At 67.9% G+C, this 21544-nt stretch carries 19 protein-coding genes; 16 read left to right on the top strand and 3 right to left on the bottom strand.

What is annotated here, in order from left to right:
- Positions 1–58 precede the first annotated feature (58 nt).
- The 8 genes from OG947_RS12650 to OG947_RS12685 all read left to right on the top strand — a co-directional run bounded on the left by OG947_RS12650 (position 59) and on the right by OG947_RS12685 (position 10064).
- A complete protein-coding gene (locus tag OG947_RS12650; RefSeq protein WP_328811983.1) occupies positions 59–1321 on the top strand; it encodes a reverse transcriptase family protein in 1263 nt (420 codons plus the stop codon).
- A 200-nt stretch (positions 1322–1521) separates the two neighbouring features.
- Positions 1522–3255 (top strand): VanW family protein, encoded by a 1734-nt coding sequence (locus tag OG947_RS12655; RefSeq protein WP_328811984.1) that lies wholly within the window; start codon positions 1522–1524, stop codon positions 3253–3255.
- Positions 3256–3363: 108 nt separating this feature from the next.
- Entirely contained in the window at positions 3364–3867 is a 504-nt protein-coding gene (locus tag OG947_RS12660; RefSeq protein ID WP_056441328.1) for a flavin reductase family protein, read from the top strand.
- 171 nt (positions 3868–4038) lie between these two features.
- Positions 4039–5625 (top strand): carboxyl transferase domain-containing protein, encoded by a 1587-nt coding sequence (locus OG947_RS12665; RefSeq protein WP_307097675.1) that lies wholly within the window; start codon positions 4039–4041, stop codon positions 5623–5625.
- 5 nt (positions 5626–5630) lie between these two features.
- Entirely contained in the window at positions 5631–7625 is a 1995-nt protein-coding gene (locus OG947_RS12670; RefSeq protein ID WP_328811985.1) for an acetyl/propionyl/methylcrotonyl-CoA carboxylase subunit alpha, read from the top strand.
- Positions 7622–8791, top strand: a complete 1170-nt coding sequence (locus tag OG947_RS12675) for an acyl-CoA dehydrogenase family protein (protein WP_027506197.1) — start codon at positions 7622–7624, stop codon at positions 8789–8791. Before OG947_RS12670 ends, OG947_RS12675 begins: the two co-directional genes overlap by 4 nt.
- Positions 8788–9267 carry a MaoC family dehydratase gene (locus tag OG947_RS12680; protein WP_027506198.1) on the top strand — a complete coding sequence of 160 codons (480 nt, stop codon included), beginning with the start codon at positions 8788–8790 and terminating at the stop codon, positions 9265–9267. Before OG947_RS12675 ends, OG947_RS12680 begins: the two co-directional genes overlap by 4 nt.
- 20 nt (positions 9268–9287) lie before the next feature.
- A complete protein-coding gene (locus tag OG947_RS12685) occupies positions 9288–10064 on the top strand; it encodes an HpcH/HpaI aldolase/citrate lyase family protein (RefSeq protein ID WP_056442231.1) in 777 nt (258 codons plus the stop codon).
- Here the strand turns inward: OG947_RS12685 and OG947_RS12690 are convergent.
- Both OG947_RS12690 and OG947_RS12695 read right to left on the bottom strand, forming a co-directional pair.
- A complete protein-coding gene (locus tag OG947_RS12690) occupies positions 10061–10531 on the bottom strand; it encodes a DUF4383 domain-containing protein (RefSeq protein ID WP_222632151.1) in 471 nt (156 codons plus the stop codon). The genes OG947_RS12685 and OG947_RS12690 overlap by 4 nt on opposite strands.
- An 87-nt stretch (positions 10532–10618) precedes the next feature.
- Positions 10619–11698 carry an ABC transporter ATP-binding protein gene (locus OG947_RS12695; protein WP_328811986.1) on the bottom strand — a complete coding sequence of 360 codons (1080 nt, stop codon included), beginning with the start codon at positions 11696–11698 and terminating at the stop codon, positions 10619–10621.
- A 191-nt stretch (positions 11699–11889) separates the two neighbouring features.
- Here OG947_RS12695 and OG947_RS12700 point away from each other — a divergent pair, with 191 nt between their 5' ends.
- Positions 11890–12699: an NAD-dependent epimerase/dehydratase family protein gene (locus OG947_RS12700; protein WP_328811987.1), complete on the top strand. Its 810-nt coding sequence runs from the start codon at positions 11890–11892 to the stop codon at positions 12697–12699.
- A 36-nt stretch (positions 12700–12735) separates the two neighbouring features.
- Here the strand turns inward: OG947_RS12700 and OG947_RS12705 are convergent, their stop codons facing one another.
- Positions 12736–13914, bottom strand: coding sequence for a hypothetical protein (locus tag OG947_RS12705; protein ID WP_328811988.1), 1179 nt, complete (start codon positions 13912–13914; stop codon positions 12736–12738).
- A gap of 57 nt (positions 13915–13971) precedes the next feature.
- Between OG947_RS12705 and OG947_RS12710 the strand changes: the two genes are divergently transcribed.
- The 7 genes from OG947_RS12710 (at position 13972) to OG947_RS12740 (ending at position 21491) form a co-directional block, all read left to right on the top strand.
- Positions 13972–15048, top strand: a complete 1077-nt coding sequence (locus OG947_RS12710; protein ID WP_328811989.1) for an alpha/beta hydrolase family protein — start codon at positions 13972–13974, stop codon at positions 15046–15048.
- A 120-nt stretch (positions 15049–15168) separates the two neighbouring features.
- Positions 15169–16116 carry a carbohydrate ABC transporter permease gene (locus OG947_RS12715; RefSeq protein WP_328811990.1) on the top strand — a complete coding sequence of 316 codons (948 nt, stop codon included), beginning with the start codon at positions 15169–15171 and terminating at the stop codon, positions 16114–16116.
- 6 nt (positions 16117–16122) lie between these two features.
- On the top strand, positions 16123–17001 hold the full coding sequence (locus OG947_RS12720; protein ID WP_328811991.1) for a carbohydrate ABC transporter permease: 879 nt from the start codon (positions 16123–16125) through the stop codon (positions 16999–17001).
- A gap of 44 nt (positions 17002–17045) precedes the next feature.
- Positions 17046–18377, top strand: a complete 1332-nt coding sequence (locus OG947_RS12725; RefSeq protein WP_328811992.1) for an ABC transporter substrate-binding protein — start codon at positions 17046–17048, stop codon at positions 18375–18377.
- Between the two features lie 43 nt (positions 18378–18420).
- On the top strand, positions 18421–19581 hold the full coding sequence (locus OG947_RS12730; protein WP_328811993.1) for an enolase C-terminal domain-like protein: 1161 nt from the start codon (positions 18421–18423) through the stop codon (positions 19579–19581).
- A gap of 83 nt (positions 19582–19664) precedes the next feature.
- Entirely contained in the window at positions 19665–20456 is a 792-nt protein-coding gene (locus tag OG947_RS12735; protein ID WP_328811994.1) for an IclR family transcriptional regulator, read from the top strand.
- Positions 20457–20900: 444 nt separating this feature from the next.
- The gene (locus OG947_RS12740; RefSeq protein ID WP_328811995.1) at positions 20901–21491 is read left to right on the top strand and encodes a hypothetical protein; all 591 of its coding nucleotides are present in this window, start codon (positions 20901–20903) and stop codon (positions 21489–21491) included.
- Positions 21492–21544 lie beyond the last annotated feature (53 nt).

Consider the following 21544-nt stretch of genomic DNA (forward strand, 5'->3'; position numbering starts at 1 on the left):
ACGACGAGAGTCTCAGGTCGCCTCGCCCCGCCGCACGTCCTCGGTCCACTGCTCGCTGATGTCCAAGTCGTTCTGGCATCACCGCACGGCGCGGATGATCGCACCGCGCCTGGTCGACATCGCGTGGAACAGCACCGAGCTCGGTGAGGTGCTGGCCCGGTTCGAACACGTCGCGGACGTCGAGACCCTCATCACCAGGCTCCTCGAGCGGCGTAACCATGCGCCCGATTCGACGGAAGTCGCCGCCGAACTCCTCGAGGTCATCGGGTATCCCGGTGATCCGTTCGTCCTCCCCGCGCCGCCCGTCCGTCCCACTCCGGCGGTGCGCTTCGGGGTTCCCGCGTTCGCGACGACCGCCGAGCTCGCCGCGTCACTGGACGTCACCGTCTCCGAACTCGACTGGTTCGCCGACGTCGGCGGCTGGTTGCGTCGGGCGGCTCCGCCGCTGCGCCACTACCGGGCTCGTGAGGTGGCCAAGAGTCGCGGCGGGACGCGCATCCTGGAGATTCCCAAGCCGAGACTGCGCGAGATGCAGCGGCGCGTGCTCCACCGCGTCCTCGATCACGTGGTGCCGCATCCTGCCGCTCACGGTTTCCGGGCCGGTCGGAGTGCCGTGACCTTCGCGCGCCCGCACGAGGGCCGGGACGTCGTCGTCCGGGTCGATCTCGCGGACTTCTTCCCGACGGTGACGAGGCCGCGCGTGCGCGCCGTGTTCGAGGCCTGCGGGTACCCGTACCGGGTGGCGTCGGTCCTCGCCGGCGTCTGCACCACCGCGATGCCGGTCGACGAGGTCGCCGGTCTGGCCCGGACTCAGGCGGCATTGCTGCGCGTCCCGCACCTCCCGCAGGGAGCACCGACCTCGCCCGCGCTCGCCAATCTGGTGGCCCGCGGACTCGACCGTCGCGTCGCGGGCCTCGCCCGCGCCCGTGGGCTCGTCTACACCCGCTACGCCGACGACCTGGCGCTGTCGGGCCCGTCGGACACCGATGTGGTCACGATCCTCTGGGCGCTCGACCGCATCGTGCGCGACGAGGGCTTCGTGGTGAACGGTGACAAGACTCACGTCGCGCGTGCACACCGTCGGCAGACGCTGGCCGGGCTGGTGGTGAACGAGAGTGCCGCGGCGCCCCGTGACCGCTACGACGCACTCCGCGCGCTGCTCCACAACAGTGTTCGTACCGGTGCCGCTGCCCAGAATCGTGCAGGTGTACCGGACTTCCGTGCCTCGGTGTACGGGCAGATCGCCTGGATCGGCGAAAGCAGTCCTTCGCGGCGGTCACGACTTCTGGCCATGGCGGAACGAGTCGATTGGGACTCCTGACAGATCCGGGACGTTCGGTCTGATTCGAGTTGTAACGAGTGCGGTCGTCCGGCGATACTCCTCATGGCTCCGCATCGCTGCCTGACCCCCGACCCGGCAGCGGTGCGGAGCCGTCTTCGTGAGGAGTCGGGCTCCGACCCCAGTGGGTAGGCTCGAGCAGAGGGCGAACGCGCCTGTTCAGCACGACGGAAGGGAGCCGGGTGACCGAGGACGTACCGGCGCAGCACGAGCACCGGACCGCCCCCGAGGGCACGCGCTCCACCCGCCGGCGCACGATCGCGCTGTCCGCGGCCGGCGGCGTCGTCGCCGTGGCCGCGCTCCTGTACGCCGCCGACTGGTTCACCTCCACCGGTGACATCCCCCGCGGCGTGACCGTCGCGGGCGTCGAGGTCGGCGGCCGCAGTGTGGCGGAGGCGGACAACCGGCTCCGCGACGCCCTGGGTCCGCGCACCGACGCCCCGGTGGACGTGCGCGCGGACGATGTCGCCGCCACCCTCACCCCGGCCGCCGCCGGTCTCGGAATCGACTGGGCAGCAACCCTCGATCGTGTCGGCGACCAGCCTCTCTCCCCGTTCACCAGGCTCGCGTCGTTCTTCGGCACCCGCGAGATCGGTGTCGTGTCCACTGTCGACGACGCGGCACTCACCGCCGCCGTCGGATCGTTGTCCCCGCAGGTCGACCGCCCCGCGGTGGAGGGCGACGTGGTCATCGAGGCCGGCGTGCCCCGCGCCGTCGGACCCGTTCCCGGACGCACGCTCGACGTACCGGGTGCGGCGTCCGCGTTCCGCACCGACTGGGCCGAGGGCGGTCCGGTGGAGCTCCCCGTCGTCGTCGAGGAAGTCGAGGTCGACGCTGCCGCGATCGACGCGGCGATCCAGGACGTGGCGACGCCCGCGGTGTCGGCGCCGGTGGTCGTGACCGGCGAGGACGGTGCGACGACGACGCTCGCACCCGATCGCGTCGGCGAGGTCCTGAGCTTCGAACCGGACGACGACGGCGGTCTGCGGCCGGTGTACGACACGAATGCCGCGATCGGCATCCTCGCGCCCGGGCTGGCGGCCACCGAGACCCGGCCCGTCGACGCGCGCTTCGACTTCTCCGGGGGTCGACCCGTGGTGGTTCCGTCCGTCGACGGCACCGAGGTGCGCTGGCCGGAGACACTGGCCACCCTGCCGGACCTGCTGGCGGCGTCCGGTGACGCGCGCACCACCGTCGCGCAGTACGGACCGCGTCCGGCGGCACTGACCACGGACGCGGCGAACGCTCTCGGAATCCGGGAAGTGATCAGCGAGTACACGACCGGCGGGTTCGAGTACGCGTCGGGTGTCAACATCGGTCTCACGGCGGACATCGTGAACGGCGCCGTGGTGAAGCCGGGCGAGACGTTCTCACTCAATGGCTACACCGGTCCCCGCGGGACGGCGCAGGGGTTCGTCGAGTCGGGCATCATCGACAACGGCCGACCCGATCGCGCCGTCGGCGGAGGCATCAGCCAGTTCGCCACCACCCTGTACAACGCCGGCTACTTCGGCGGCATGGACGACGTCGATCACACCGAGCACAGCTACTACATCAGCCGCTACCCCGAGGCCCGCGAGGCGACGGTCTTCGAGGGCGCGATCGATCTGCAGTTCCGGAACCCGGCGTCGACGGGTGTGGTCGTCGAGTCGTTCGCCGACGGATCCTCCGTCACGGTGCGGTTGTGGGGCACCAAGACCGTCGAGGTGGAGTCGATCACCGGCTCCCGCAGCCGACCCACCACGCCGGACACCGTCCGGCTGCCGCGCGGAGAGCAATGTGTCGCGTCGAGCGGAGCGCCCGGCTTCACCACCAGCGACACCCGGATCATCCGCGACGCGGCGACGGGTGCGGAGATCTCGCGGAACACGCGCACGGTGCGCTACGACCCGGTGCCGATCGTCCGCTGCGAGTGAGGCCCGCCGTTGGGCTCGGCGTGATCCGAATCCAGGGGCTGTGACCTTGCCCAGTGCCGGGCCCGCGATGGTGGCGGCGGATGGCGCGCGGCCCTACCGTGGGGTTCCATGAGTCAGACCGCATCCTCCGAGCTCGACCAGGCGACCCTCCGTCAGGCGTACGGCACCTTCCCGAGTGGGGTCGTCGCCATCGCGGCTCGCATCGGCGACGTGCCGGTCGGTCTGGCCGCGAGCAGTTTCGTGTCGGTCTCCCTCGACCCGCCGCTGGTCGCGGTGTGCATCCAGAACACGTCGACCACGTGGCCCAAGTTCCGCGACGCGACGCACATCGGCATCAGCGTTCTCGGCGAGGCCCACGACGTGGCCGCGCGCAGCCTCGCGGCGAAGACGGGTGACCGGTTCGCTGGTCTGACGCTGGAGACGACGCCCGACGGGGCCATCTTCATCGACGGCGCGTCCTCGTGGCTCGACACCACGATCGAGCAGGAGCTGCCGGCGGGTGATCACGCCATCGTCCTGCTGCGCGTGCACGGTCTCGAGGTGCACTCCGACGTCGCGCCCATCGTGTTCCAGGGCAGCCGCTTCCGAAAGCTGGTCGTCGAGCAGCGCTGAGTCTCGTCCTCCAGTGTCGAGCGAGAATCCGCGGATCCGCAGATTTCCGAGCGATCGGGTGGCTCCGCACGCGCGCCTGGCGATCCACGCATCCGCCGTGGACTTTCAGTTAATCATCGTTTACTGTCCTGGTTAGTGAGTGTTAACTGACGGACGGGCTGAGCGATGACGATGCTGGACGGTGCTCGAACCGAGCGCACGAGCAGGCGGGACGATCACCTCGCGCTGGTCGACGAGCTGCACCGAGCCATGGCGGCCGCTGCCCGCGGCGGCAGTGACGCCTCCCGTGAGCGCCATGTATCCCGCGGCAAGCTGCTTCCGCGCGACCGTGTCGACACGCTGCTCGACGACGGCAGCCCGTTCCTCGAGATCGCCCCGCTGGCCGCGAACGGCATGTATGACGATGCGTGCCCGGGCGCCGGTGTGATCGCCGGAATCGGCCGGGTGTCGGGCCGCGAGGTGATGGTCGTGGCCAACGACGCCACGGTCAAGGGCGGCACGTACTACCCGATGACCGTCAAGAAGCATCTGCGCGCGCAGGAGATCGCCCTGCAAAACCGGCTGCCCTGCGTGTACCTCGTCGACTCGGGTGGCGCGTTCCTGCCGATGCAGGACGACGTGTTCCCCGACCGGGAACACTTCGGCCGGATCTTCTTCAACCAGGCGACGATGAGTGCGAAGGGCATCGCCCAGATCGCGGCGGTGATGGGGTCCTGCACCGCCGGTGGCGCGTACGTGCCCGCGATGAGCGACGAGGCGATCATCGTCCGCAACCAGGGCACCATCTTCCTGGGCGGACCGCCGCTGGTGAAGGCGGCCACCGGCGAGGTGGTCACGGCCGAGGACCTCGGTGGCGGCGACGTCCACTCCAAGATCTCGGGCGTGACGGATCACCTCGCGACCGACGATCGTGACGCGCTCCGCCGGGTCCGCGCGATCGTGGCGACCCTCGGCCCCCGCACGCCGTCGCCGTGGGAGGTACGCACACCGCTGCCTGCGAGCGATCAGTCGGAGCTGTACGACGTGGTGCCGACAGATCCGCGCACCCCGTACGACGTGCACGAGGTGATCACCCGCCTGGTGGACGGTGGGCAGTTCCAGGAGTTCAAGGCCGAGTACGGCACCACGCTGGTGACCGGGTTCGCCCACATCGACGGCCACCCGGTGGGCATCGTTGCGAACAACGGTGTGCTGTTCGGTGAGTCCGCAGTGAAGGGCGCCCACTTCATCGAGCTGTGTGACAAGCGCAGCGTCCCGTTGCTGTTCCTGCAGAACATCACCGGCTTCATGGTCGGGCGGGAGTACGAGGCGGGCGGCATCGCCAAGCACGGCGCGAAGATGGTCACCGCGGTGGCGTGTGCCCGGGTACCGAAGCTGACGGTCGTCATCGGCGGGTCCTACGGCGCGGGCAACTACTCGATGTGCGGCCGGGCGTACTCGCCGCGCTTCCTGTGGATGTGGCCGAACGCGCGCATCTCCGTCATGGGCGGGGAGCAGGCGGCGTCGGTGCTCGCGACCGTGCGCAGCGATCAGCGGTCCGCGTCCGGCGAGCCGTGGACCGAGGACGAGCAGGAGCGGTTCAAGGAACCCATCCGCCGTCAGTACGAGGAGCAGGGCAACCCGTACCACTCGACGGCGCGGCTGTGGGACGACGGCATCATCGATCCGGCCGACACCAGAACTGTTCTCTCACTTGCTCTGTCGGTGTGCGCCAACGCGCCGCTCGAGCCGGTGTCCTACGGCGTCTTCAGGATGTGAGTGTGATGACCACGATCGACACGGTGCTCGTCGCGAATCGCGGTGAGATCGCCGTCCGGGTGTTCCGGACACTGCGCACCGTGGGAATTCGCTCCGTCGCGGTGTACAGCGACGCGGACGCCGACGCGCTGCACGTGCGCTCCGCGGACACCGCGGTACGACTGGGTCCGGCGCCCGCACGCGAGAGCTATCTGAACATCGACAAGGTGATCGACGCGGCTCTCGCCAGCGGCGCCGACGCGATCCACCCCGGATACGGGTTCCTCTCGGAGAATGCGGCATTCGCGGCGGCGTGCGAGAAGAACGGCATCACGTTCATCGGCCCGCCGACACGTGCGATCGAGACCATGGGCGACAAGATCACGGCGAAGAAGGCGGTCTCCGCGTTCGACGTGCCGGTGGTGCCCGGTATCGCGGAACCCGGACTCACGGACGACGAACTGATCGCGGCCGCGGGCGACATCGGCTACCCCGTGCTGATCAAGCCGTCGGCCGGTGGCGGCGGCAAGGGCATGCATCTGGTCGAACGAGCCGAGGACCTGGCGGCGGCACTGGTGCGGGCCAGGCGAGAGGCGGCGTCGTCGTTCGGCGACGACACCCTCTTCCTCGAACGATTCGTGTTGCGTCCCCGGCACATCGAGGTGCAGGTGATGGCGGACGCCCACGGCCACGTGATCCATCTCGGTGAGCGCGAGTGCTCGCTGCAGCGCCGTCACCAGAAGGTGATCGAGGAGGCGCCGTCGCCGTTGCTCGACGAGGTGACGCGGGCGCGGATCGGCGAGGCCGCGTGTGCGACCGCACGCAGTGTCGACTATGTCGGCGCCGGCACCGTCGAGTTCATCGTCTCCGCCGACGCGCCCGACGACTTCTTCTTCATGGAGATGAACACCCGTCTGCAGGTGGAGCATCCGGTGACCGAGGAGGTCACCGGCATCGATCTCGTGGAGCTGCAGATACGGATGGCAGCGGGCGACACGCTGCCGCTGCAGCAGGAGGATGTGACGTTGACCGGTCACGCGATCGAGGCGCGTGTCTACGCGGAGGATCCGGGCCATGGCTTCCTGCCCACCGGCGGCCGAGTGATCGAACTGCATGAACCGGCGGGCACCGGTGTCCGCGTGGACTCGTCGCTCGCACCGGACACGGTGGTGGGCAGCGACTACGACCCGATGCTGGCCAAGGTCATCGCGCACGGTCGGGACCGCGCCGAGGCACTGCGCATCCTGCGGCGGGCGCTCGGCGAGACGGCGGTGCTCGGCGTGGGCACCAACATCGACTTCCTCTCGTACCTGCTGGCCGATCCCGACGTCGCCGCCGGCCGTCTGGACACGGGCCTGCTGGACCGGGTCGCACCCGACTACGCGGCGCCCGTCGCGACGGACGAGGTCATCGCCGCCGCAGCCGTGTTCGATTGGTGCGCAGCCTGGCCCGCGCAGGACGCCGGCGCGTGGACTGTTCCGAACGGGTGGCGTCTCGGTGGTCGGAGCGTACCGACGACAGTCCTCGTCGAGGACGCCGGGCGGCGGCGCACCGTCGCGGTGACCGGGTCGCCGGGCGACGCGGCGGTGACCGTCGACGGCGGAGATGCTCGGTCGCTGACGGTGACTCTCGACGGTGCGACTCTCGTGGTCGCGATCGACGGTCGCCGGACGACGTACAGGGCTGCGCGGGACGCGGACGGGCTCTGGCTCGCGGCTTCCGGTGGTGTGTGGCATCTGCGCCCCGCCGCGGAGATCGACCTCGCCGCCGGGGGCGAGATGGAGCTCGAGGACACGGTGCGCAGCCCCATGCCGGGCACCGTGATCGCCGTCGAGGTGGCGAACGGTGACACCGTCACGGCCGGAACCGTTCTCGTGGTCGTGGAAGCCATGAAGATGGAGCACGCCCTCACTGCTCCCGCGGACGGCATCGTCGAGGTGACGGTGGCGACAGGCGACCAGGTCGCCGTGAACCAGGTACTCGCACGCATGACCACGGACCCGAAAGAGGATGCAGCATGAGCACATCGACCGTCGCGGGACACAGCCTGTTGTCCGACGAGCACCAGCAGCTGATCGCCTCGGTGCGCGACTTCGCTCGCACCGTGGTGGCGCCCGTTGCCGCGCAGCACGATCGCGATCACACGTTTCCCTACGAGGTGGTCCGCGGCATGGCGGACATGGGACTGTTCGGACTGCCGTTCCCCGAGGAGTACGGCGGCATGGGCGGCGACTACTTCGCGCTGTGCCTCGCCCTCGAGGAGCTGGGCAAGGTGGATCAGAGCGTTGCGATCACGCTCGAAGCCGGTGTCTCCCTGGGCGCGATGCCCGTGTACCGCTTCGGTACGGACGCGCAGAAGAAGGAGTGGCTCCCCAAGCTGACGTCGGGCCGGGCGCTCGGCGCGTTCGGCCTCACCGAGCCCGGTGCCGGCAGCGACGCCGGCGGTACGCGCACCACCGCGGTGCGCGACGGTGATCACTGGGTGATCAACGGGTCGAAGCAGTTCATCACGAACTCCGGCACCGACATCACCGAGCTGGTGACGGTGACCGCCGTGACCGGAACCGATGCCTCCGGGCGCAAGCAGATCTCCTCGATCATCGTGCCGACGGACACCCCCGGCTTCGAGGCCGGTCCCGCGTACGACAAGGTCGGGTGGAACGCCTCGGACACTCACCCCCTGTCGTTCACCGATGTTCGTGTGCCGCTGGAGAATCTGCTCGGCGACGAGGGCCGTGGTTACGCCGGGTTCCTGCAGATCCTCGACGAGGGCCGTATCGCCATCGCTGCGCTCGCCGTCGGTGTGGCGCAGGGGTGCGTCGACGAGAGTGTGAAGTACGCGAAGGAGCGCGAGGCGTTCGGTACCGCCATCGGCCGGAACCAGGCCATCGCATTCAAGATCGCCCGCATGGAGGCGCGCGCCTACGCCGCCCGGACCGCCTACTACGACGCTGCAGCGCTCATGTCGGCGGGCAAGCCCTTCAAGAAGGAAGCGGCCATCGCCAAGCTGATCTCGTCGGAGGCCGCGATGGACAACGCGCGCGACGCCACGCAGGTGCACGGCGGCTACGGGTTCATGAACGAGTACACGGTCGCGCGGCACTACCGCGACAGCAAGATCCTCGAGATCGGCGAGGGCACCACGGAGGTGCAGCTGATGCTCATCGCGCGCCAGGTGGGGCTGTGACCGAACCGGAGCGCATCGTCCAGCGCGGCCTGTGGTTCGACGAGATGACGGTGGGCACCGTCTACGAGCACCGGCCCGGGCGCACCGTCACCGAGGCGGACAACGTCCTGTTCACCACCCTCACGATGAACACGCAGGCGCTGCATCTCGACGCCGCGTACAGCGTGGACACCGCGTTCGGGGAGCGGCTCGTGAACTCGATGTGGACGCTCTCCACGCTGGTCGGGCTCTCCGTCGCCCAGCTGACGCAGGGCACCATCGTCGCGAACCTCGGGTTCTCGGAGATCAGCTTCCCGAAGCCGATGCTGCACGGTGACACCCTCTACGGCGAGACGGTGATCGCGGACAAGCGAGAGTCGGCGTCGAGACCCGGAGAAGGCGTCGTGACGTTCGAGCACACGGGCCGCAATCAGCACGGCGACGTCGTCGCGCGCGCCGTGCGGAAGACCCTCGTCCGGATGGCTCCCGCGTCGTGACGGGGCTCGGTCCGGTCTGGATGTTCTGCCCGGCCGACAGGCCCGAGCGCTACCGGAAGGCCGCCGCGGCAGCAGACGTGGTGATCCTGGACCTCGAGGACGCGGTGGCCCCCGGTGACAAGGAAGCGGCGCGGCAGGCCGTCGTCGACACCCCACTCGATCCGGACCGCACCGTGATCCGCGTCAACGCGCGATCGACGCCGTACTTCGAGGCTGATCTGGCAGCCCTGTCCGAGACGGTCTACCACCGCGTGATGGTGCCCAAGTGTGAATCGGCGCAGGACGTCTCGGCACTGGCTCCACGATCGGTGGTCGCCCTCGTCGAGACCCCACTCGGGATCCTGCACGCTGCGGAGATCTGCGCAGCCGACGGGTGCGAGGGCATGATGTGGGGCGCGGAGGACCTGGTGGCCGCGCTCGGCGGAGCGTCCTCGCGTCGCGGCGACGGGTCGTATCGCGACGTGGCCGTGCACGCACGCTCGACCGCTCTGCTGGCGGCCAAGGCCTTCGGGCGCCAGGCTCTGGACTCGGTGTATCTGGACATCGCCGATCTCGACGGACTGCGCGCCGAGTCGGAGGACGCCGTCGCGGTGGGGTTCGACGCCAAGGTGGCGCTGCACCCGACGCAGGCCGCCGTGATCCGCGAGTGTTACACCCCCACAGCCGATCAGGTGGACTGGGCCCGTCGGGTCGTGGCTGCCGCCGCCACCGAGCGCGGAGTGTTCACCGTCGACGGCAGGATGGTCGACGCGCCGGTGATCCGGCACGCCGACCGCATCCTGCGGGGACTCGGCTAGCGAGTCGGTGTCGCGGTGGTACCCGTGACGACGCGCGGCAACGCGAGACCCAGCCCGATCATGCCGACGCCGAGCACGAGGTGCAGCCAGTTGTCGGCGTCGTTCAGCGGCACGAAGTTGGCGCTGCTCTCGTGGTCGATGACGAGCCCGTACACGAAGAGCACCAGGTAGATGATGCCGCCGCCGATGAGGTACAGCCTCGCCGAGGACGGTGCACGGGCCAGCAGGATCCCGGCGACGCCGAACAGCAGGTGCACGATGTTGTGCAGGATCGACACCTCGAAGATGCCCAGGAGCATCGCCCCGCTGTGGTGGCCCGCGAAGGTGAGCATGTCGTAGTCCGTCGTGATGCCCGGGACGAACCCGAGCACACCGACGAGAAGGAACACGACGCCGACGATCAGTGCTCCCCATTGAACCGGTGACCGGCGGACCACGGTACGGCCCGCTCTGTTCGTGTTCGCCATGGTGGATCCTCTCCTGTCGCGAGTGGGCCTGTCCCACTGCGCAACGCGAGGTGTAGCCGGTGGGCGTCGCGGTAAACGCGGTGTTCCTCAGTCGACGAGACGCTCGCCGGTGACGGTGGAGAAGAGGTGCGTGCGCTCGGCGGCATAGGCGAGCGTGACCACCTGTCCGCGCTGCGGTGGAATGCGGCCGTCCGCACGGACGACGATGAGCTGTTCGTCACCGTCGACCTTGGCGCGGCCGTAGGCATAGGCATCGGCTCCGAGTTCCTCGACCACGTCGATCGTGACCTCGAGGCCCGATCCGGTGGTGATCGCGAGGTCCTCGGGCCGAACCCCGAGCGTCACCGAGCTCTCGCCGATGCCGGCAACGGCACTGCGCGGAACGGGAACGACCTCACCACCGAACCGCACGCCACCGTCGACGAGCGGAAGTTCGAGCAGGTTCATGGCGGGGGAGCCGATGAAGCCGGCGACGAACACGTTGTTCGGGTGCTCGTACATCCGACGCGGCGTGTCGCACTGCTGCAGGACGCCGTCCTTCAACACGGCCACCCGATCGCCCATCGTCATGGCCTCTACCTGGTCATGTGTCACGTAGACGGTGGTCGTGGCGAGGCGGCGCTGCAGTGCCGAGATCTGCGCACGCGTCTGCACCCGGAGCTTGGCGTCGAGGTTGGACAGCGGTTCGTCCATCAGGAACACCTTGGGCTTGCGGACGATGGCACGACCCATCGCCACGCGCTGACGCTGTCCACCGGACAGCGCCTTCGGCTTGCGGTCCAGGTATGCCGTGAGGTCGAGGATCTTCGCGGCGTCCGCGACTCGGCGCTTGATCTCCGCCTTGTCCTCGCCGGCGATCCGCAGTCCGAAGCCCATGTTCTCGCCGACGGTCATGTGGGGATACAGCGCATAGTTCTGGAAGACCATCGCGATGTCGCGATCCTTCGGCTGGTGCTCGGTGACGTCCTCGCCGCCGATCGCGATGGTGCCCCGGTCGACGTCCTCGAGACCGGCGAGCATCCGCAGCGACGTGGACTTGCCGCATCCCGACGGACCGACGAGGACGAGGAACTCGCCGTCCTCGATCGCGAGGTCGAGATCGTCCACGGCGGGCTGTTCTCCGCCGGCGAAGAATTTGGTGACGCCTTCGAATGCCACGGTGGCCATGATGGTGTGTCCTTTCACCGACAGGAACGTGTCGGACGATCCGAGTGAGAAGTACGAAGGACCGCGGTGACGACCGCGGGTCGCGAGCGTTCACGTACATGAACTACCGTCAGTACGGTGACTTCGTCTAGAAGTATGTACTAGCGTGATCTGTATTACAAGAGATTCGATCGACGAGAGGTCCTGACGTCATGAGCACACTGCTGATCACCGGAGCCGCCGGAAACATGGGGCGGATGCTGAGGCCACTCCTGCGGCGACCTGGTCGTACCCTCCGACTTTTCGACATCGCTGCGATCGACGACATCGACACGGCCACAGAGGAGTTCGTGCTCGGATCGGTGACCGACCGTGAGGCGGTCGACGCGGCCGTGGCAGGGGTGGACGTCGTGCTGCATCTGGGGGGCCTCAGTACCGAGGACTCGTGGTCGAACATCCTGTCGGTCAATGTCGATGGCACACAGGCGATCTACGAGGCTGCCGTGCGGCACGGAGTCACCCGGGTGGTGACCGCGTCGAGCAATCACGCCGTCGGTTTCTGGACGCACGACGAGGCCGGCGAGACCGCGCTCGCCGGAGACGTCGAGACCCGTCCCGACGGGTTCTACGGCTGGAGCAAGGCGGCGATCGAGGCGCTGGGCCGGTTGTACCACGACCGTTTCGGCATCGACGTGATCAATCTGCGGATCGGGTCGAGCTTCGATCGACCGCCGAACTATCGAGGGCTGGCCTCCTGGATGTCGCCCGCTGACACGGCCCGCCTGATCGAGGCGTCGTTGTCGGCCCGTGCCAATGGCTTCCACACCGTGTGGGGTGTCTCGAACAACACGCGGGGATGGTGGTCGCAGGCGCAGGGCGCCGTCATCGGCTACGAACCCGAGGACGACTCCGAGGTGTTCGCCGAGGAGTTGCTCGCCGATCACGAGTGGACGTTCGACGATCCGATTCTGCAGCGAGTGGGTGGCGCGTTCTGCGATCACCCACTAGGACAACGTATGTGACCCACCCGGCGGGGGAGTTCCCCCGCCGGGTGTGGTTCAGCGGTGGGCCGCGACGATCGCGCTGAGCGCGTCGAGCTGGGCCTTGTCGACGAGACCGAGGTGGTAGAGATGCAGTTCGTCCGCGCCGGCCGCCACCGTGGCCGCCACGTGGGCGTCGACCTCGTCGAGCTTCTTCGGGGGCAGTACGGACACGTAGGCCCCGAGATTCACGCCGTCGCCGATGAGCTCACGGGCGGCCCGGACGACCGACACCGTGTCCGCCGTGCCCGGCCATGCCGACACGAGGACCGCGTCGACGTCCGCGGTGGCCGTCTCGGTGAGGGCGGGGGAGGGTCCGGTCCGCCACGGGTCGGGATGCGCGTGGAGGGTCACCCGCGCCTCCGGTGCCTCGGTCCGCACCGAGGTGAGAACCTCGCGGCGCAGCGCGTCGGCGTCGGCATGGCGGACGGCCAGCACCGCGGAGGCCTCGGACTCGTCGAGCATGTCCGTGATGAAGGAGTCCGGCGCGAGTCGACCGGTGGTGAGAGAGTCGATGCCCGCGCGGAGCTTCGCGACGACGGCGTCCGGATCGGCTCCGCGCTCGGCCCACCGTGCCCGCTGTCGATCACTGCAGTCGATGGACATGAGCGTGTCCCCGATACCCGGGAATGCACCGTCGGTCTTCTCGTGGGGACCCACGTGGGCGATGCCGAGTTGGCCGCACGCCTCGATGGACACTCCGCTCACCGGGACGCCTCGGACGGCTTCGGCGGCGAGCGTGGCGGCGTAGCGGACGACGTCGGGATGGCCCGGCGCCAAGGCATAAGAGTACCTGTCCCCGAAACAGTTCACCACGGTCGCGTCGGGATGAGCCGTGCCGAGGATCGTGCTGTGTGCGAGCACGATCCACGCGTTCACGGCGAAGCCGGCCGCCACGAGGATCGAGGTGGCGTCCGCGAATGCATCCTCCGAGCCCGCCCAGGACGCGCTGACGGCCCTGATGGGGTGTGCGTCCCAGGCGTCGCTGCGCACGGGTCGATACAGCGCGGCGTGGTGTGCGTCGACGACCTTGTGTCGCGGATGCAGAGGGGTCGCTGCCCGGGTCGAGTGATAGCTGGCCGCGAGGGCGATCTCGCCGACGCCGACCGCGCGGGCTCGGTCCACGAAGTGCGGGTCGCCCAGGACGTCCCAGGGGTACGCGTGCGCGACGAGGCGCTCGACAGGTGAGCCGGACATGAAAGCCCTTTCGTAGGTCGAGATGGGACTGTTCATCAGAAAGAACGGGATTCACACATGGGAACACATGCAGCTCGGCGCTGTCCACGATCCGAGAACATCGCCGCCGCACTCGGCCTCCTCGGGCACCCGGCGTGCCCGGAGGTGACGGTCGGGCGTACCTGGAAACGCGACGGCGTCGAGGGTCGGGAACTGTTCTGGTCGGTGGACGACGGCCCACACACGGAGGCCTGGCTCCTGCGTCCGGCAGGGGAGGACGGGGACCTGCCCGGCGTACTGCTGCTCCACGGTCACGACGGCGTGAAGTTCCACGGCAAGGAGAAGGTCGCCGACGGGCCGGACGGCATCGCCGACGGCATCGCCGACCTGCGGCGACGCGGCTACGACGGTCTGTGTGTGGCGGACGGACTGGTGCGGGCCGGCTTCGCGGTACTGGTTCACGACGTGTTCGGGTGGGGGAGCCGCAGAGTGGCGTGGGAGGACCTTCCCTCTCGGGCCGTGGCGGCCGGTTTCGACGCTGTCCCGCGGGGACGAGAGTCCGACTCCGACCGCAGGTGCCGCTACGAGGCAGCAGCGCGGGAGCACGAGCACGGTCTGGCCAAGATCGCGGTGTTGACCGGGACATCACTCGCCGGCCGTGCCCTCGTCGAGGATCTGGTCGCGTTGTCGGTCCTCCGCGACCGGTCCGGCGTCGATGCCGCTCGGGTCGGCGTGTCCGGGTTCTCCGTCGGTGGAGCCCGCGGGTGTCACCTCCTCGCCTGTGCACCCGGCCTGGTCCGGGGCGGTGTGATCACCGCGTCCATGAGTACGTTCGCCGACATCGCCAAGGGACATGCCGACGACACGTCCTGGTGGATGGTCACGCCCGGACTCCCGGCGGTGTGCGACTGGCCGGACCTGCTCACGGTGGCGCCGACGCGGGTTCTGGTTCAGTTCGCGCAGTTCGACGCCCATTTCGGAGAGGCGGGAATGCGTGAGGCAGAGTCGGTACTACGGTCTGCGCGCACGAGCGTTCCGTGCTCGGACTCGGCGTGGTACCCGGAACCTCACAGGTTCAGCGCGGCCATGCAGGCCGACGCCGCGTCGTGGTTGAGCGCGGTCGTGGCGCCGCACGCTCTTGACAGTGGTTTGTGACAGCGGTCATAGTGTGTCCACGGTTCATATTTGCGGCAAGCATTCATATATGTGAACCAACAGCAGGCTCGGACAGTCCCGTCCGCCCTCGACCCCGGCCCACCCAACGGAGCGTGCACCATGGTCACCACCATCTCCCCGACACCGGGAGGATCGTCGGCGCCGGCATCTCCCGGCCCCATGCGGCGGCGTTCACGCCGCCGTCTCTCGGCGCCCTATCTGCTGATCGCCCCCGTCGTGCTGCTGCTCGTGGTGTTCATCTTCTATCCCGTGGGCAGCGTCTTCTACTACAGCCTGCAGTACTACAACCCCACGACGCCCTGGGAGAACGGCTTCGCAGGGCTGGACAACTTCCGCCTGATGTTCGCCGACGATCTGTTCTGGACGTCGCTGGTCACCACCGGCAAGTGGGTCCTGTTCCAAGTAGTGTTCCAGCTCGTACTCGGTCTGGGCCTCGCGCTGCTGGTGAACGAGGTGTTCCGCGGACGTGGACTCGCTCGCGCCCTCGTGTTCTCGCCCTGGGCCGTGTCGGGTGTGCTCACCACCGGGATCTGGCTGCTGATCTACAACCCGTCCACCGGCATCTTCAAGTTGCTGGGGGACATGGGAATCGGTGACGGCGCAGCTGCTCCGATCGCCGACCCGGACACCGCCTTCTGGGCGACGGGTGTCGCGGAACTGTGGCGAGGTGTCCCTTTCTTCGCGATCCTGATCCTGGCCGAACTGCAGAGTGCGCCCAAGGACCTGTACGAGGCGGCCAACGTGGACGGTGCCAGCCGCTGGCAGCGCTTCCGTTTCGTCACGCTCCCGCACCTCAAGGCCGTCATCATCCTCTCGACGCTGCTCCGCGGCGTGTGGGAGTTCAACAACGTCGACCTGCTCTACACCCTCACCGCGGGCGGTCCTGCGGACGTCACCACCACGTTGCCGCTGTACGTTTCCCAACTCGCGATCACCGCGCAGGACTTCGGGTACGGATCGGCCTTGACCACGGTCGCGTTCCTCATCCTGCTCTTCTGCTCGATCCTCTACTTGCGCCTGAGCAAGTTCAACAACGAGAAGGGCTGATCCACCATGACCACGACTGCAGATCGCCCTGCTCTGACGACCTCCTCGCGCTCCGAACCTCCACTGCGGATGTACAAGACGAAAACTCGGTATCTCAGCGTCGGGCTGCCGCTGGCGATCTACCTGCTCTTCACCCTCGTGCCGTTCTACTGGATGGTCGTCTTCGCCTTCCGCCCCGCGGACTCGAACTCGATGCTTCCGTGGCCCATCACGTTCGAGAACTTCGACACCGTGTGGAACACGCTGGGGTTCAGCTTCTTCTTCAAGAACTCCATGATCGTCGCCGCGCTGTCGCTCGTCCTGACGACGTTCGTGGCACTCGCGACCGGATATGCGTTGGCACGGTTCAAGTTCCGCGGCCGGCTTCCTCTGGTGATGGCGTTGCTGTGCAGCCAGTTCGTCCCCGGCGCGATGCTGCTCATCCCGCTGTTCGAGATCTTCCGCGAGATGAGTCTCATCAACAACCTGGCCGGACTGATCGTGGCCGACACCGTGTTCCAGCTCCCTCTCGCCGCGATGCTGATGGCGGGCTTCATCGCCCAGATTCCGGTGGAGCTCGAGGAAGCGGCCATGGTCGACGGGTGCTCGCGGCTGAAGGCCTTTCGTATGGTCATGCTGCCTCTCCTCAAGCCGGGGCTGATCGCCGTCGGCTCGTTCGCCTTCATCGGCAGCTGGAACAACTTCCTCTTCGGCCTCATGTTCATCAGCAGCCAGGAGAAGTTCACTCTGCCGGTGGGACTCAGCTACACCATCGGGTCGTACAACGTCGACTTCGGTGTGCTCGCTGCAGGCGGGTTGATCGCTGCGGTTCCCGTGGTGCTCGTGTTCGCCGTCATTCAGAAGTACCTCGTCCAGGGCCTGAGCGCCGGCGCGGTCAAGGGCTGACCCGCCGTGACCGCCTACCATCCGAAGTCGACCGAAGGACCGTCATGAAGAATATCGACCGGAGGACCCTGCTGCGCACCTCCATCGTGGGGGCCGTGGCCACCCTGATGCTCACGTCCTGCAGTTCCGAGACGAGCCTGCCCGACGGTGCGCTCGGAGACCCGAACAACGCGACGCTCACCTTCTGGGACAACAATGCCGGGCCGGACCGAACCCCGTTGTACGAGGAACTGATCCGCCGTTTCGAAGCAGCCAATCCCGGTATCGACATCGAGTACGTCGGGCTGCCGTCGGACAGTGCGCAGCAGAAGTATCAGACCGCCCTGGCCGGCGGTACGGCACCCGATCTGGGCATCGTCTCCACGGCGTATCTCGCGCCCTTGGTCGCGCAGAACGCGGTCATCCCGCTCGACGACTTCGTCGAGGCGTCGCCGCAACGTGACGACTACGACGAGGGCATCCTCGACTCTGCTCGCGAGTCCGGCGGTGGCGAGAATCTGTACGGGCTTCCGTACACGAGTAACAACGCCACTCTCTGGTACCGCAAGGACTGGTTCGAGCAGGCCGGTATCGAACCACCGGACGACTACGACGAGTTCTTCGCCGCGGCAGACACACTCACTGACAAGGACCGTGGGCGCTACGGGTTCACCATCCGCGGCGGCGCGGGGTCCATCTATCCGCTTCTGCAGTACATGTTCGCCAGTACCGGCACGAAGGCCTTCTTCGAGGACGGTGCGTCGACTCTGAACCGACCGGAGATGGTCGAGGCCATCGACAGGTTTGCAGCACTGTACGACGTGAACACCCCGACCGCCGACGTCAACAACGGCTTCCCCCAGATGGTCGCCAGCTTCGGGGGCGGCTCGGTGGGAATGTTGCAGCACAACCTCGGATCATTGAGCAACCACCGGAAATCTCTGGGCGACAACGCTGGAGCGGTGGCTCTACCCCGCAATGACGAGGGGGTGCGCACCATCATGACGGATCCGTTCCCGTCCTACACCGTCTTCCGGAGCAGCCCCCACCAGGCGGCGGCGTGGAAGTTCCTCGAGTTCATGACGTCGTCGGAATCGCAGGCGTACTGGAACGGCAACGTCGGTCAGATCCCCGTGAACAAGGCGGCTCGGCAGGCTCCCGAGTTCGCCGCGATGCCGTCGGTGCAGGCCGCTCTCACCGCGCTCGACGACCCGGAGACCGTGCTCGTCACCCCGCCCGACTACCTGTCCAGTTTCGGCAAGATCGTGCAGGTGCAGATGGTCAGCGAATGGCAGAAAGTACTGATCGGCTCGCTCAGCGCACAGGACTTCGCGGACGACTTCGCCGAGAAACTCGACATGGCACAGGCCAAGTACGACGCGCGTAACGGCAAGTGAGTCCTCGCCCGCTGTTCCTTCACCCAGTAGAAAGCAGAACCTCATGGCCAGCGTGATCGAACACGTCTCAGTCCAGGTGTTCAAGACCGAAGCCCGTACCTCCGTGGACTCCTATGGGCATCGGCACCCGGGTCCGTCCGCGCAGACGACCCAGGCGTTGCTGAGCATCACCGACTCCGACGGTGCGACGGGCCGAGTGCTGGGCAAGCCCAACTACCTTCGACGCGACCAGGTCGAACAGCATTTCCGCCCGGTGCTGGTGGGCACCGACATCCTGATGAGAGAGGCCGTCGACACGAAGTTCGGCATCCGGCAGCGGACGCGCGCGGTGGAGCTGCCGGAGCATTCACTCAGCTACGTCGATCAGGCGCTGTGGGACCTGGCCGGCAACGCCTTCGATACCCCGGTGTGGAAGCTGTTGGGCGGCGCCCGGTCCGAGGTCAAGGCGTATGCGAGCACGATGTGCGGAGACACTCTGGAAGGAGGGCTCTCCACTCCGGAGGAATACGCGGCGTTCGCTGTCGATCTGAAGAACCGCGGCTATCGAGGTATCAAGCTGCACACATGGATGCCGCCCATCGCCGGCGCTCCCGACCTCACCCGTGACATCGATGCCTGCGCCGCGGTGCGGGACGCTGTGGGGGACGGGTTCTCGCTGATGCTGGACGGATACCACTGGTACTCGCGTACCGAGGCGCTGACGTTGGGCCGTGAGCTCGACCGTCTGAAGTTCGACTGGTTCGAGGAGCCGATGGACGAGTTCTCGCTGCGGTCGTACAAGTGGTTGGCGGAGCAGGTGGCGACTCCGGTGATCGGTCCCGAGACCGTCCCCGGCCGGCATCGCGCCCGCGCGGAATGGATCGTGAACGACGCGTGCGACATCCTCCGGGTGGGTGCGATGAACGGCGGCGGGATCACGCCGGCGCTCAAGACCATGCACATGGCCGAAGGCTTCGGGCTCGAGTGCGAGGTGCACGGGAACGGGGCCCCCAATCTCGCACTGGTGGGCGGGAGCTTCGTCGCCCACTGGTACGAGCGGGGGCTGCTGCACCCGTTCGTCGACTACGACTGGGTGCCGCCGCATCTCACCTCCATCGTGGACCCGGTGGACGAGCACGGCATGGTAGCCATGCCGACGGCACCGGGCCTGGGCGAGCAGATCGATCTCGACTACGTCGCAGCGAATCTCGTCGAGGAGTACTGACGGTGCGAGGTCGACTCACCCTGATGGGTGAATACGTGTCGACAGTGGGTACCGGGTTCATCATGAAGGATAAAGTTCCTGGTGTGACAGACGCACGCGTCGCGACCCCCGAGTCGCAACCGGTGAAATCGGCAGAGCGCACCATCCACATCCTCGAGACGCTGGCGGCATCGCCGACGCGCATGAGTCTCGGCGAGCTCCAGGAGGCGTGCAAGTACCCGAGGTCGAGCCTGCACGCGTTGCTGCGGACACTCAAGGAACTGCGATGGATCGAGGCCGACGAATCCGGCAGCCGGTACGGCATCGGCACGCATGCGTTGCTCGCGGGCACGTCGTACCTCGACAAGGACTCGGTGGTGGGTCGAGCGGCGTCGGTGCTCGAGTCGCTGCGGGCCGAGATCGGTCACACGGTGCACTTCGCGCGGCGGGACGAGTCCAGTGTCATCTACCTCGCCAGCCGCGGTTCACGCCAGGAAGTGCGCCGGATGCATCGTGTGGGCCGCAAGTTGCCCTGCAGCGTGACCGCCCTGGGGCAGGCGCTGCTCGCCGAACTCACCGACGACGAGGTGCGCGCCCTGCTGCCGGAGACATTGGACCGTGTCACCGAGAACTCCATCACCGACCACGAGCAGCTGATCGCCGAGCTCGGCGAGGTGCGGCGGCGCGGCTGGTCACTCGAGCGGGAGCAGGGCACCGTCGGCGTGGTCTGCATCGCGACCGTCGTGCCGTACCGGATACCCGCGACGGACGCATTGAGCGTGTCCATGCAAGCCGACGTCGCGGCGTACCCCGCCGAGCTCGAGCGCATCGCGGAAGTGCTGACGCGGCATGCAGCCGTGTGGGCGCGCGAGTTGCGTTCAGAGGGTGTTCGCTAGCCGCGCCCTCTCCGATTCCGCACGCACTCTGATTCCGCACGCACACTGTTCCCGCGCGCACTCTGTTCCCGCACCCATGCTCGTGTACCGCACGCGTGTTGCTCGGCGAGGTCGCGTGCGACGCGCAAGCATGGGTGCGGAAACGGAGGAGCAGGGCTGTGGACGGACCGTGCGCCATCCACAGGACGCCGCCCGGTCCGGTGTCGGCGCCCCGGTCATCCGCTCATGCTCGACCGATGGATCTCGATGCATCACGGCTGGTGCTGCGGCAGAACGCTCTCCAGGACGGGTACACCGACAACGAGCTGCGACGGCTCTACACGAGGGGCGACATCACCCGGCTGGGTCACGGGGCGTATCTGGACGCGACTCGTCTCGACGGGTTGGACCGCCTCGAGAAGCACCGGGTGGCCGCCGTGGGCGGTCGATCTGACCAGGGTGCACGTGACGCGCGATCGGCGGAACGGCGGACGGCGGCGCGCCGACACGTTGGTGCACTGCGCGCCGCTGCCGGGCTCCGCCGTGCACGTGGTGAACGGGTTCACGGTGACGTCGCCGGCTCGGACCTTGGTGGACGTGGCGCGGACCGTCCCCTTCGAGCAGGCCGTGGTCATGGGCGACGCTGCGGGAATCGAGGGCGACTCCCTGGTGGACGAACTCGCCGTGGCCAGTCGTCGGCACGGCATCGCGGGCGCGAGGCGGGTCGCGGCATTCCTCGACCCGCTCTCGGGGAGTGTCGGTGAGTCGCGCAGCCGCGTGCTGTTCCATCGCGTCGGGCTCCCGCCACCAGTGCTTCAGGCGGGAATCGGGGTGTGGCGCGTCGATTTCCTGTGGGGCGATGTGATCGGCGAGTTCGACGGTCGCGTGAAGTACGGTCGCTTTCTCCGACCCGGGCAGGACGCAGGGGACGCCGTGTTCGAGGAGAAGCGGCGCGAGGATGCATTGCGCGCGCTCGGCTTCCGCGTCGTGCGCTGGACGTGGGCGGATCTCGCACGGCCCGAGGCGCTCATCGCCCGGTTGCGCGCCCTCCTCTGAGTTCCCGCACCCTTGCTCGTGGCCCGCACGGGACCTCGCCGAGCAACACGCGT

Source organism: Rhodococcus sp. NBC_00297 (genome assembly GCF_036173065.1).
Lineage (GTDB): Bacteria > Actinomycetota > Actinomycetes > Mycobacteriales > Mycobacteriaceae > Rhodococcoides.